This is a genomic window from Puniceibacterium sediminis (genome assembly GCF_900188035.1).
GTDB classification, from domain to species: domain Bacteria; phylum Pseudomonadota; class Alphaproteobacteria; order Rhodobacterales; family Rhodobacteraceae; genus Puniceibacterium; species Puniceibacterium sediminis.
This window is the reverse complement of sequence record NZ_FZNN01000003.1, coordinates 89,898-103,234: the sequence shown is the minus strand read 5'-3', so window position 1 is coordinate 103,234 and position 13,337 is coordinate 89,898. Positions and strand designations below refer to the sequence as shown.

Here is a 13,337-nt window from a genome sequence, read left to right as displayed (position 1 = left end):
ATGGTTCACGCAAGTGCTTAGCGCTGAATTACGAATTGTGGCCCAAGCAAGGATGATACCCCCGTGCCGCCCCATTTGAAGAACGCCGAAAATGCTTCCAGAGTTCTGGCTCAGGTACGTCAGCTGATAGAGTCTGGCGGCGTGGCTGCTGACGGAAAGCTCCCTACCGAACGGGAACTTTCCATACAGCTCGATGTCGGCCGCCGCGCGTTGCGCCGCGCTCTGGATGCGCTCGAAGCCGAAGGCCTGATCTGGCGTCGTCAGGGCAAGGGCACTTTCGTCGGCGAACCGCCGGACCCAACAGGCAGGCTTGCCGCCGAAATTGGCGTCAACGCAGATGCTCTTAGCGTGATGGAGGCGCGTCTATGCATCGAGCCGGAGCTGGCGGCCCTCTGCGCCATTCGCGCCAAACCTGATGACATCGCGCGGATGCGGTTCCTGGTGGAACGGATCGACCAGAGTTCTGACGCAGATGCCGCAGAGCTTTGGGACGGCTCCCTGCACCGGCTAATCGCCCGTGCCGCCGGAAATCCGATCCTGATGGCCGCCTTCGCTCTGGTGGATGAGGTGCGTTCGTCGCAGCTTTGGCAGGATGAACGGGACCGGGCGCGCTCCCCCCGGCTGCGCGAGATCTATACGCAACAGCATCAGTTGATCGTCACAACCATCGCCGATGGGAATGCTGACGCCGCACGGGCGGCCATGCGCGAACACCTGACCCACCTGTCGCGGAACCTACAGGCCGTTCGCGAAACGGATCAAACATGAACCTGAACGCCCCCCTGCTTGATGTCCGCGATCTGTCAATCCAGGTGGCTGGAGTTCGGCCCCCGCTGGTCGACCGCATCTCCTTTTCGCTTCGCGCGGGACAGACGCTGTGCATCGTCGGCGAAAGCGGCTGCGGCAAAAGCCTGACCTCCCTCGCGCTCATGGGGCTGTTGCAGACGCCGCCGCTGTCGATCGCTGGCGGAACGGCACAGTTTGCCGGGCGCGATCTGCTGACCATGACGCGGCGCGAACTGGGGCAAGTGCGCGGTGACCGTATGGCGATGATTTTTCAGGAACCGATGTCCTCACTCAATCCGTCGCTGAAGATCGGCGAGCAAATTGCCGAGGCTGTGCGCCGACACAAGGGTGTGAGCCGCGAAGCCGCCCGCGCCCGTGCGCTGGAAATGCTTGAACGCGTGCGGATCCCGGCGGCGGCAAAGCGGCTTGATGCCTACCCGCATGAATTGTCTGGCGGGATGCGCCAGCGGGCGATGATCGCCATGGCGCTGGCGAACGACCCGGAACTGCTGATCGCGGATGAACCGACAACTGCGCTGGACGTGACCATTCAGGCTCAGATCCTCGACCTAATGCGGGATTTGCAGGCCGAAACAGGCGCCGCGATGATCCTGATCACCCACGATCTGGGCGTGGTCGCAGAAATGGCGGATCAAGTGGCGGTGATGTACGCCGGCCGCATCGTGGAAACGGGCCCGGTAGCGCAGGTCTTCGACGATCCGCAGCATCCTTATACCATCGGCCTCATGTCCTCGATGCCCTCACTTGGGGCACGGTCTGACCGGCTGGTGACGATCCCCGGTGTGGTACCGCAGGCTGCCGCCATGCCCGATGGCTGCCGGTTTTCCACCCGCTGTCCGTTCCGGACCCCCATTTGCGACAATGTTCCGCCATTGACCAGCCTCGGAAACGAACACGAGGTTGCCTGTTTTCACGCCCCACTGGAGCAAACGCCAAAGCTGCGGGTCGTGGGCGCATGAGCGGCGATATCATCCTTCGGGCCGAAGGGCTGAAGCGCAGCTTTGTCACCCGCAAGCCGCTGTTCGGGCCCGCGACCGTCGTACAGGCAGTTGACGGTGTGGACCTGTCCATCCTCAAGGGCGAAACCTTTGCCATCGTTGGTGAAAGCGGCTGTGGCAAGTCAACTTTGGCCCGCCTGCTCGTCCGGCTGATCGACCCGTCCGAAGGGTCCGTCTGGTATGATGGGGCCGACATCGCTCAGCTACCACCAGAAGCACTGCGCGCCCTGCGCAGCGACCTTCAGTTCATTTTCCAGGACCCGTTTTCTTCCCTTAACCCGCAGATGACAGTTGGCGCACTGATCGAAGAGCCCCTGATCACCCACGGCATCGGAGACAAGGACGAGCGGCGTGCCCGGGTTGACGACCTTCTGACCCGAATCGGCCTGACCCCCGCCCATGCGGATCGCTATCCGCACGAATTTTCAGGCGGCCAGCGGCAACGCGTTGGTATCGCGCGGGCGCTGGCGACTGGCCCCAAGGTCATCATCGGGGATGAACCGGTCAGCGCGCTGGATGTGTCGATTCAGGCGCAGGTGGTGAACATCCTCGAAGACCTGAAAGAGGCCTTCGGCCTGACCCTTGTCGTGATTGCCCACGACCTTGCCGTGATCCGCCACATGGCCGACCGCGTCGCGGTGATGTACCTGGGCGAGATTGTCGAGGTGGCCCCGGCCGAAGGGCTATTCACCGCGCCGCGGCACCCCTACACCGAAACGCTTCTGGCCGCGATTCCCATTGCCCGGGTCGGCCCCCGTCGCGCGAAAGCGCGGATTGAGGGCGATCTTCCAAACCCGACCGCACCGCCGCCGGGCTGCCGTTTTCACACCCGCTGCAGCCACGCGCAGGACCGCTGCAAAACAGAACGCCCTACATTACGGGACCTGACAGGCCGTCAGGTGGCCTGCCATTTTGCCGAAACGCTTGACCTGACCGGGCTAACCGGGGGCGACGCCGCCCGAAGCCCGTCTGCCAGGGCGCGCTTTGCACTCTACCGCGCGGCGCGGGCGCAAGAAGGCGGAATAACCGCCTCTGAAAAAACTGACAGTTCAACAAAGGAGACACTTTCATGACCATCTCAAAGACACTCGGCCTCGCGCTGGTGCTGGGAATCAGCGCCACAGCGCTATTCGCCGCAGACCTGCGCATCGGCCTGCAGGAAGATCCGGATGTTCTCGATCCCGATCAGTCGCGCACCTTTGTCGGGCGGATCGTCTATGCCTCGCTCTGCGACAAGCTGGTTGATATCACGCCCGAGCTTGTGATCGTTCCGCAGCTGGCCAGCGGATGGAGCTGGTCCGATGATGGACTCGAGCTTACCATGACCCTGCGGGATGGCGTCACGTTTCACGATGGCACACCCTTTAACGCCGAAGCCGTGATCGCCAATGTTGACCGCAGCCAAAACATGGACGAAAGCCGCCGCAAATCGGAACTGTCCTCGATCACCGGAGCCGAGGCTGTCGATGATCTGACGGTCAAGTTCACACTGGGCGCGCCCGATGCGACCCTGCTTGCGCAGCTCGCCGACCGGGCCGGCATGATGGTGTCACCCACTGCCGCGAGCGAGGCTGGCGTCGATTTTGGTCTCAACCCCGTCTGCTCGGGTCCCTTCAAGTTTGTCGAACGCGTGCAGCAGGACCGTATCGTTCTCGAAAAATTCGCCGAATACTGGAACGCCGACAGCATCAATTTTGACAAAGTCCTGTTCCTGCCGATCCCGGACACGACGGTGCGTCTGGCGAACCTGCGCTCGGGCGATCTCGACATGCTGGAACGTCTGGCCGCAACAGATGTGACTTCGGTCAAGGAAGACGGCTCCCTTCAGATGGAACAGGCCGTATCGCTGGGTTATCAGGGCATTACAGTAAACGTCGCCAATACCGACCGCGCCGCCAATCCGCTGGGCGAAAATTCTGCCGTACGCCGCGCGCTATCTTTGGCAATTGACCGCAGTGTGATCAACCAGGTGGTGTTTGAGGGTGCCTTTGCCGCTGGCAACCAGCCTTTCCCGCCGACTTCGCCTTGGTACAACAAGGACTTCCCGGTACCCGGACGTGATATCGAGGCCGCGAAAGCCTTGCTGGAAGAGGCCGGTTTCCCCGATGGCGTGACGGTCGAAGTTCAGGTACCCAACAACCCCGTCCAGATGCAGCTGATGCAGGTCGTGCAGGCAATGGCAGCCGAGGCCGGGATCAACATCGAACTGCTGGCCAAGGAATTCGCCACACTGCTGTCGGATCAGTCTGCGGGTGCCTACACTGCCAGTCAGGTTGGCTGGTCTGGCCGTGTCGATCCCGATGGCAACATCCATCAGTTCATGACCACCGACGGCGGCATCAACGATTCACACTATTCGAACGCCGAGGTCGACGGCTTGCTGAACAGCGCGCGCGTTTCCAACGATATGGCGACCCGCAAGAAAGACTACGACGCGGCCCTCGCCATCCTGCAAGAGGACATGCCGATCATCTATCTCTACCACCAGGCGTGGATCTGGGCGCTGGATGAAAAGGTACAGGGCTTTGTCCCCTACCCCGATGGGATGATCCGGCTCGAAGGCGTGTCGCTGTCCGAGTAAACACACCAGCCCGGCGGCATGATCGCCGTGCCAACTACTGAACCGGAGCCCACAACATGCTGGCCTTTCTCGGACGCCGCATCCTGATCGCCATTCCGACGATCATTCTGATCTCGATTTTCGTGTTCGGGATGCAGAAACTGCTGCCCGGCGATCCGGTCCTTGTGATGGCCGGCGAAGACCGCAATCCCGAGGTCATGGAATTTCTGCGCGAGAAATATCGCCTGAACGATCCCATCCCGGTGCAGTATTTCACCTGGATCGGCAATGCATTGCAGGGTGATCTGGGCATTTCCCTGCGCACCCAGCAACCCGTGACCGAACTGATCGGTGAAAAGCTGCCCGTGACAATCCAGCTGGCCATTATGGCCCTGATCATCGCGCTGTCCATCGGCATTCCCGCAGGCGTCCTGTCGGCCTATAAAAAGGGAACCTGGGTCGACTGGATCGCCAATCTGGTCGCCCTTTCCGGCCTGTCGATCCCCAACTTCTGGCTCGGGATCATGCTGATCCTGCTCGTCTCGGTAAACCTTGGATGGCTGCCCGCCTCGGGTTATCGGCCGCTGACGGATGATCCGCTGCAATCCATCCTGACCATGCTGATGCCGGCCTTCGTGCTTGGCACGGGCCTTGCCGCGACACTGATGCGACATACGCGCTCGGCCATGTTGGGTGTGCTGCGGTCGGATTATGTGCGTACAGCCCGCGCAAAGGGCCTATCAGAACAGGTTGTTCTGATAAAACACGCGCTGCGCAATGCGCTGGTGCCCATCGTCACCGTCACCACCCTGCTATTTGGTGAACTTCTTGCCGGTGCCGTCCTGACCGAACAGATCTTTACCATTCCCGGCTTTGGGAAGCTGATTGTCGATGCGGTATTCAACCGTGACTATGCTGTGGTGCAGGGGATTGTGCTGTGCACCGGCATCGCCTTTATCGCCATGAACATCCTCGCCGATGCTGCCTACCGCGTCCTGAGCCCAAGGATGAAGGACGCATGACCGACGCCAACGCGACACTCGCCCCCAGAACGCCCAGCCGTTTCTGGCGCAAGATGCGCGCCAGCAAATCTGCAAGCCTTGGCGCCGTCATTGTGGCCTTCTTCGTATTCATCGCCCTCGCAGCACCGATCCTGCCTGTGCCCGGCCCGACCGAGACGGACTGGGGCGCAGTGCGCAAGGCACCATCGGCCGCGCATCTGTTCGGCACGGACGAAATCGGGCGCGACGTCCTCTCACGCATGATCTGGGGCGCGCAGGCATCTCTTCTCGCCGGGGTTGTCTCGGTCCTCATCGCCGTCGCTCTGGGTGTCCCTTTGGGGATGCTGTCGGGATATCTGCGCGGCTGGACGGACGCAGTAATCTCGCGCTTTACCGAAGCCCTGCTCGCCGCGCCCTTCCTCATCCTCGCCATCGCCCTCGCGGCTTTCCTCGGGCCAAGCCTGTCCAACGCGATGATCGCCATCGGTCTGTCGGCGATGCCCCTGTTCATCCGCCTCGCCCGTGCACAGACCATGAGCGTCATGACCGAAGACTATGTCGAAAGCGCCCGCGCCATTGGTCTCGGGCACTTTTCGTTGATCCGGAAATACATACTGCCCAACATCTTCCCGCCCATCCTGGTACAATCCACGCTTACCATCGCTACCGCGATCATCGCCGAGGCCTCGCTGTCCTTCCTCGGACTGGGTCAACAGCCGCCCGCACCTTCGTGGGGATCGATGCTGAATGTGGCCAAGAACTTTCTGGAACAGGCGCACTGGATGGCCATGTGGCCGGGCATCGCGATTTTCCTCGTTGTGCTGGGGTTCAACCTGCTGGGCGACGGGCTGCGCGACGCCCTTGATCCCCGGGATCTGTAAGACAAGGGCCGGATTGCGATGACCTTTACCACCCGCCCCGAGATCAGCGGAACCTTTGGCGTAGCCACCTCGACCCACTGGATTGCGTCGACTGTCGGCATGTCCATTCTCGAACAGGGCGGCAACGCCTTTGATGCTGCCTGCGCCATGGGTTTTGTCCTGCAGGTGGTCGAACCGCATCTGAACGGGCCGCTGGGTGACATGGTGGCCCTGATCCGCCCTGCCGGAGCTGAGGTGCCAACGGTACTTTGCGGTCAGGGCACCGCACCTGCCGCGGCCACGATTGCCCATTATCGAAGCGCGGGGCTGACTCTCATACCCGGATCTGGGTTGCTTGCCACTGTCATTCCCGGCGCTTTTGATGCCTGGCTGCTCATGCTGCGCGATCACGGAACACTGTCCCTGCGCGCAGTGCTGGAACCTGCGATCCACTATGCACGCCACGGCCATCCGATGCTGGCCCGCGCAGCAAAAACCATTGCCGATCTGTCGGAATTCTTTCGCACCGAATGGCCCACGTCGCACGCGATCTGGCTTCCTCACGGAAATGCCCCTGAACCCGGTGTCCTATTTCGCAATCCGGATCTTGCCTATACATGGGATCGCCTGCTGGCCGAGGCGGAGTGCGAAACCAATAGAACCGCCCAGATCGACGCCGCCCGGCGCGCCGTTTATCAGGGTTTCATCGCCGAACGCATCGACATCTGGCTGCGTGATGCATGTGTGATGGATGCTACCGGAAACAGGCGAAAGGGCGTTCTGAACGCAAATGATATGGCGGGTTGGCAGGCGCGATACGAACCGCCGCTGTCCGTCGATTACTGCGGCTGGACGGTCTGGAAAGCCGGGCCGTGGACGCAGGGGCCGTTGCTTTTACAGTCCCTGAAGACGCTATCAGGCACAGGAATCGCCGCGATGGACCCTGTCGGGTCTGAATTCATCCACACCGTGACAGAAACCCTGAAGCTCAGCTTTGCAGATCGCGAGGCCTATTATGGCGACCCGGAGTTCAGTCAGATCCCTATCGAGACCCTTCTCTCTGATCACTACGCCCAAACGCGGCGCGGCCTGATCGGCGAAACGGCCTCGCTCGAACAGCGACCGGGCGACATGTCCGGGTCCAAGACATTGGCCGACGCGGCCGTCGCCCGGGCGCGAAACAGTGCAGCGCCGATGGAGACGTTCCATCCCAGTGAAAAACGCGGCGATACGGTGCATCTGGACGTGATCGACCGCTGGGGTAATATGATTTCGGCCACACCTTCGGGCGGTTGGCTCATGTCCTCGCCTGTCGTTCCCGGCCTTGGCATGGCGCTGAATTCCCGGGCACAGATGTTCTGGCTGACCCCCGGCCTGCCCGGGTCGCTGACACCGGGTGCCCGGCCGCGCACGACACTGACACCATCGATGGCTCAGGATCCTGACGGCGCGCGTCTCGCCTTTGGGACTCCGGGCGGTGACCAGCAGGACCAGTGGCAACTCATCTTCCTGTTGCGGCTGATCCATGGTGGAATGTCGCTGCAACAGGCGATTGACGCGCCAATGTTCCACACCGCCCATGCCACTGCGTCATTCTATCCGCGCGCAGCCGACCCCGGGCACCTGGTCGTTGAACCATCGTTTGCAGACACGGTAATGGCCGCTCTGCTGGCCCGCGGTCATCGTCTCGAACGGGCCGAACCTTGGAGTCTGGGTCGCCTGACCGCCGCCAGCCGCAGCCCATCAGGCTTGCTTCGGGCGGCTGCAACCCCACGCCAGATGCAGGCCTATGCCGTCGGGCGCTGAACAAGAAAGGAGCTTCCATGACCTATTCCATTGTCGCGAAGGACCCCGAAACCGGGGAATACGGCGTGATCGTCGCAAGCCGTTTCTTTGCCACCGGCGCCCTTGTGCCGCATCTGCGCGGCGGCAAATGTGCCGTGGCCACACAGGCCTTTGTCAACCCGATCTGGGGGATTGAGGCGGCCAACAGGCTGGCGCTTGGTGAAAGCGCGCGGGAAGTGGTGGCAGATCTGGTTGCCCGGGATGGTGGTGAGGCAATCCGCCAGATACACATGATCGACGCCGATGGTCGCATCGCCGCCCATACCGGAGCGCGCTGCACCGACTGGTGTGGCCATCAAAGCGGCCCGGGCGTGTCGGTGGCCGGCAATATGCTTGCCGGGGAAGCGGTCGTGGCAAACACGCTAGCAAGCTACCTCGCGCACATGCATCTGCCATTCGGACCACGACTGATCACCGCGATGGAGGCAGGGGCGCAGGCGGGCGGGGACAAGCGCGGCACGCAATCTGCGGCGCTGGTCATCCACCGGACCGAAGATTACCCGTGGCTTTCTTTGCGCGCCGACGATCATCCCAATCCACTGGCCGAGATGTGGCGTCTCTTTGATGTTGCGCATGAACGATTTGTACATGTGGCCGAGGCTTTGCCAACAGGCAAGAATTTCTCGGGCGTGACAGACCGGACCAGCATCGACGCTGCGATTCAGACTGCAGAAGCAAAGCGCAAAGCTTCTGGTCGACCCAGCAGGTCCTTCGCGACCGACCTTTAGCCGTAGGATCCTCCCCGGTCTTGATAAATTGGCTAAAAACGGCACAGTCCAGTGCTTTGATCTTACCGCGCCTCTGGAAAGGAAAAGCGCACTTGCGGAGGGTGCCTTTTTCCCACCCGCTGATCAATCATACGGAATCCCATCCATCGGGATCAGCGTGAAAACCCTCTTCCAACCGTCTTTCAGACTGCGAGATACGGCGCTGGTGCTGTTCTGCCCTTGCGTCCGACGCCAAATTTGTTGTCACCTGATGCCGGGCAAACGCAGTCTGTGCAGCATGCAGACTGTCGGCCTTACGAACCCTCAGCATAGCCAAGTCCTGGTTCAAATGCATACGGCGTTGCGCCAACCAGCCTTGCCAGAGCCCGTCAGCTCCCAGCATACGCCGCGCCTGGGCTCCATCATCCTGGCGCAGAGTTTGATAGCGCAGCTTCTCGATTTCTACGATTTCACGATTCACGGCGGCTTCCTGAGCAAGAACGTCGCGATGTTTGGCCAGGGCTCGTTCTTCCATAATTGCAGTAATTTCGCGAATGTCGTCGAATTCCGTGGACATCAGCGGCCCCTTTCCTTGGCGCGTCGTCGCATTGCATCAGCAAAGCGGATGGCGGCGGCAACCGGCCGGTAATGTTCGTGTGCGATGGATTGGTCGATGTCCACGGATGCATACAGTGCCCGGGCCGTTGGCGGGTCGGAGTGGATCGGCACGGCCGAATCCTGGGCTACCTCACGGATGCGCGCAGCCACATGATCGACGCCTTTCGCGACGCAGACGGGCACCTCTCCAGGCGCGCGGCTCCATTTTAGCGCGACTGCATAGTGCGTCGGGTTGACGATGATCACGTCAGCCTTTGGTACATCCGCCATCATTTGGTTCATCGCGATTTCCTGCGCCCGGAAACGGCGCTGCTGCTTCATCCCAGGGTCACCCTCGGAGTCCTTGTATTCGTCACGCAATTCCTTGTGAGACATCCGGTTCTTGCGCAGGTGCTCTTGATGCTGCCAGAAATAGTCGATCGCACCGATAGCTGTGGCCACAATGACGACGATCATCATCATCTTGATCGCAAGAGACATCAGAATGATCACCACATTTTCAGGAGCGCCCTGCAGGCTACCGGTGATCGATTCCATCTGAGCGGACAGGAACAGGCCAAGTACGGCGGAATAGACCATGAGTTTGGTAAAGCTCTTGGCAAATTCGAAAAGACCGCGCCGCCCAAACTTGTTCTTTGCGTTTTCGACCGGCGACAGGCGGGACCATTTGATAGTCAGCTTTTCCGGTGCGACGGCAATCCCCTTCTGTGCAAAGAGAACCGCCAAAACCAGAAGTCCCGGAGCGCCCACCCATGGCAGGACAGGAGCGATGCTGCTACTGATCAGTGACCCGACGGGCGACATGCTGCCGTCGCCGAAATAGGTTTTTGCGAGCTGCTGCGGGTGGTCGACAAAAGGAAGCAACGTCTCGGCGAGTCCAAAGATCGAATTGTGGCCTATCGCAACTGCGATCAACAAGATCCCGCCATAGGCGGTCGCCGTCAGCAGATCCGGAGATCGGGCAATCTCGCCCTTCTTGCGGGCGTCATCCAGTTTGCGTTGGGATGCCTCGTGTGACTTTTCGCTGTCATCATCATCCGCTGCCATCAGGGCATTCCGAACGGGTTGATGAGAAACGCGTCCAGCGCCCGGTTCCAAACACCCAGCAGCACGGGAGCGATGGTGAACAGCATGGAAATGGCGCCCAGCGTGATGACGGGGGCACCGACAAAAGCGACCATGAGCTGCGGCATCGCCTTGTTGATAACGCCAAGCGTCAGATTGTAGAGCATCGATAGAATGACAAAAGGCCCGGCGAGCGTGAAGCCGAGCCGGAACGCCTGATTGACTTGCGCCTGGCCCCATTCGCCCAGAACGGCGGCATCCGGAAAGGTCCCGAGCGGCATGGCTTCATAGGAAAAGATGAACAGCGCCGCCGCCTTGACGTGCAACCCGGTCATCATCACCAAAGCCAGCGCCGACACGGTCAATGCTTGCCCGATGGCCGGCATCGGGTCCATCGCATTGTTGCCTGTCAGCTGCGATAGTGAGGTAGATTGCGCTGCTATCGCGCCAGCGGTCTGCAGCGCCAGAATGAACAGCCGCAATGCGATACCAAGCGCCAAGCCAGCGATGGTTTCCGTCATGAGGATCCGCGCCAACGACCCGAGTCCAAGCACAGGTGGGCTAATCGTAGCGTAAACGGCGGGGGCCACGATCACGGCCATGGCCAGCGATAGGATCAGGCGAATCCGCACCGGGACAGAACGTTCTCCAAAGACCGGCATTACCGACATCGCGGCCCCAACCCGGACGAAAACCACAAAGACGAGCCAGAGCGCCTGCTGCGACGTCTCGATCAGCTGCATCATGCGGCGACCACACCCACGAGCGACGGGCGCGCCTCGATTCCGATCTCTTCGAAGGACAATACCGGGTTGCTGATGCCCTTTGCCGCGAGGATCGTACGAAGGAACCTGCGCCGTCTTCCAGATGTCACCAGCGCGGGAAAAACGCCTCGCGCCCCGGCGTCACCCATCTGCTTCGCGACGCCGTCGGTCAGTGTCTCAAAGGAATCGGGCGGTAGGGCAATGTCGATGCCGCCACGATCGCCTTCGATCTGGTAGTGCGTGAACAGCTCTTCCCATTCTGGCGCCAGCTGGATCAGCGGAATAGTCCCGTCGTTACGGCGCATTCCTGCGACCAGCTGAAAGCCGAGCCTTTGTCGTACGTGTTCACAGATCGCTTCGGGGCGGGCCTGTTGGCCGCGGGTTTCGGCAATCGCCTCAAGGATAAGTGGCAGGTTGCGGATCGAAACCTGCTCGTCCAGCAGCAAGCGCAGAACCGAATGCAGCACGTCGATCTGGACCTTGTCCGGGATCAACTCATCAATCAACCGCCGGTTTGCCTCGGCTCGGGCGGGGTTGGAAAGCGACACCATCTCATCCAAAATTCGGCGCAGCGCGCGGAGGCTGAGAAGCCTACCAAAGTTGCGTTTTATCACCTCCAGAAGGTGGGTAGCCAGCACTTCGGTCGGCGTGACGATGGTGACACCAGTCAGAGCGGCTCGCTCCTGATCTTCGGGCTTGATCCAACGGGCGGGCGCGCCATAGACCGGCTCGCTGACATCGCGACCGTCAGGCAGCCGTGTGCGGTCATCGGGGACCAACGCCAACACCAAAGCTGGATTCAGCGACCCCCGCGCCAGCTCGACACCTTGGATACGGACCACATAGGTCCCCGTAGGCAGGGCGGCGTCGTCGGTCAAACGGATCTCGGGCATAATTAGGCCAAAGGTCGAAGCGATATGAGTACGCATATTTGAAATCCGTACATCGAGACCGGTGCCCGGATCCAGCACCATGTTCACCAAATCCGGTGCAAATTCCACATGGATGTCGTCCAGATCGAGCACGTCGCCTATCGGTTTCGGCGGCGGGGGGCCGCCGACCTCAGTGGCCTCCGGAGCTTCCTCTTCACGTGCAGCTTTGCGTTTAACATAAACGGCCGCAAAACCCAGAACGCCGGCGCCGGCGATAAAGGGCAAAAATGGCAACCCCGGTACTAAGGCGAATAGGCCCATCAAGACAGCGACCGTGCCCAGCGCCGCCGGAAATCTGCCGAGCTGCGCGACAAGCGCCAGATCCGTGGCACCGGTTGTGCCACCCCGTGCAAGCAGCAATGCCGAGGCGATCGAGATGATCACCGCCGGAATTTGGGTTACCAGTCCGTCGCCGACAGTCAAAATTGCATAGGTTTCAAACGCGCTGCCAATCGCCATGCCGTGGACAAAAACGCCCATGATGATGCCCATGACGAGGTTCAGCAAGGTGATCAAAAGACCGGCGACCGCGTCACCCTTGACGAATTTCGACGCCCCGTCGAGCGAGCCGAAAAACGTCGTTTCTTGCAGTTCGCGTTCGCGTCTGGCCTTGGCTTCGGCATGATCGATGGCGCCAGCGCTCATGTCGCTGTCAATAGCCAACTGTTTGCCAGGCATCCCGTCGAGAGCAAAGCGCGCGCCGACTTCCGCCATTCGCGCAGCGCCTTTGGTGATCACGGTAAAGTTGACGATCATCAGAACGCCAAAAACCACAAGGCCCATAAAGACGCTGCCATTCATCACAAAGTTCGCAAAACCCTGAATGACATTTCCGGCCGCATGGGTGCCCTCGTGCCCCTGTCCTATGATCAGCTTTGTCGAACTGACATTTAGTGACAACCGCAACATCAGCGAAGCCAGCAATATTGTCGGAAATGCCGAGAAATCCAACGGGCGTTCAATGAAAAGTGTAACGGTGAAGATCAGGATTGCCAGCGCGAAAGAGGCGGCGAGACCGACATCCAGCACCCAAGATGGCACAGGCAGGATCATCATGACAATAACTGCCATCAACGCCACCGCAAGCAATACCGTTGGGCGGAAAAACGTCTCTTTCAGATCGAAAATCATCTGTCGCTCTGACCGAAAACAGATCGTCCAAGATCACGCACGAGAGAAG

At 60.6% G+C, this 13,337-nt stretch carries 12 protein-coding genes; 8 read left to right on the top strand and 4 right to left on the bottom strand.

The genetic code is table 11. The annotated features are described in order from the left end of the window. The first annotated feature begins 63 nt into the window (after positions 1-63). From CHB75_RS04905 to CHB75_RS04870, 8 genes are read left to right on the top strand one after another with little or no spacing between them, the layout of a single operon-like run. Positions 64-768: a FadR/GntR family transcriptional regulator gene (locus CHB75_RS04905; RefSeq protein ID WP_089269417.1), complete on the top strand. Its 705-nt coding sequence runs from the start codon at positions 64-66 to the stop codon at positions 766-768. Further along, positions 765-1,766 carry an ABC transporter ATP-binding protein gene (locus CHB75_RS04900; RefSeq protein ID WP_089269416.1) on the top strand — a complete coding sequence of 334 codons (1,002 nt, stop codon included), beginning with the start codon at positions 765-767 and terminating at the stop codon, positions 1,764-1,766. Before CHB75_RS04905 ends, CHB75_RS04900 begins: the two co-directional genes overlap by 4 nt. Then, positions 1,763-2,878, top strand: a complete 1,116-nt coding sequence (locus tag CHB75_RS04895; protein WP_089269415.1) for an ABC transporter ATP-binding protein — start codon at positions 1,763-1,765, stop codon at positions 2,876-2,878. Before CHB75_RS04900 ends, CHB75_RS04895 begins: the two co-directional genes overlap by 4 nt. Beyond that, positions 2,875-4,386: an ABC transporter substrate-binding protein gene (locus CHB75_RS04890; RefSeq protein WP_089269414.1), complete on the top strand. Its 1,512-nt coding sequence runs from the start codon at positions 2,875-2,877 to the stop codon at positions 4,384-4,386. Before CHB75_RS04895 ends, CHB75_RS04890 begins: the two co-directional genes overlap by 4 nt. Positions 4,387-4,442: 56 nt before the next feature. Further along, complete coding sequence (locus tag CHB75_RS04885) at positions 4,443-5,387, top strand: ABC transporter permease (RefSeq protein WP_089269413.1); 945 nt, start codon at positions 4,443-4,445, stop codon at positions 5,385-5,387. Continuing rightward, the gene (locus tag CHB75_RS04880; RefSeq protein WP_089269412.1) at positions 5,384-6,247 is read left to right on the top strand and encodes an ABC transporter permease; all 864 of its coding nucleotides are present in this window, start codon (positions 5,384-5,386) and stop codon (positions 6,245-6,247) included. The genes CHB75_RS04885 and CHB75_RS04880 overlap by 4 nt, the downstream gene beginning before the upstream one ends. An 18-nt stretch (positions 6,248-6,265) precedes the next feature. Then, on the top strand, positions 6,266-8,032 hold the full coding sequence (locus CHB75_RS04875) for a gamma-glutamyltransferase family protein (RefSeq protein WP_089269411.1): 1,767 nt from the start codon (positions 6,266-6,268) through the stop codon (positions 8,030-8,032). Positions 8,033-8,049: 17 nt separating this feature from the next. Continuing rightward, positions 8,050-8,799, top strand: a complete 750-nt coding sequence (locus CHB75_RS04870; RefSeq protein ID WP_089269410.1) for a DUF1028 domain-containing protein — start codon at positions 8,050-8,052, stop codon at positions 8,797-8,799. 127 nt (positions 8,800-8,926) lie between these two features. Here CHB75_RS04870 and CHB75_RS04865 read toward each other — a convergent pair whose 3' ends face one another. Genes CHB75_RS04865 through flhA form a run of 4 tightly spaced genes read right to left on the bottom strand, consistent with a single transcriptional unit; the run spans position 8,927 to position 13,288 of the window. Beyond that, a complete protein-coding gene (locus CHB75_RS04865) occupies positions 8,927-9,355 on the bottom strand; it encodes a hypothetical protein (RefSeq protein ID WP_089269409.1) in 429 nt (142 codons plus the stop codon). Next, on the bottom strand, positions 9,355-10,443 hold the full coding sequence (locus tag CHB75_RS04860) for an EscU/YscU/HrcU family type III secretion system export apparatus switch protein (protein ID WP_089269408.1): 1,089 nt from the start codon (positions 10,441-10,443) through the stop codon (positions 9,355-9,357). The genes CHB75_RS04865 and CHB75_RS04860 overlap by 1 nt, the downstream gene beginning before the upstream one ends. After that, a complete protein-coding gene (locus CHB75_RS04855) occupies positions 10,443-11,207 on the bottom strand; it encodes a flagellar biosynthetic protein FliR (protein WP_089269407.1) in 765 nt (254 codons plus the stop codon). Before CHB75_RS04855 ends, CHB75_RS04860 begins: the two co-directional genes overlap by 1 nt. After that, positions 11,204-13,288, bottom strand: a complete 2,085-nt coding sequence (gene flhA / locus CHB75_RS04850) for a flagellar biosynthesis protein FlhA (RefSeq protein WP_089269406.1) — start codon at positions 13,286-13,288, stop codon at positions 11,204-11,206. Before flhA ends, CHB75_RS04855 begins: the two co-directional genes overlap by 4 nt. Positions 13,289-13,337 lie beyond the last annotated feature (49 nt).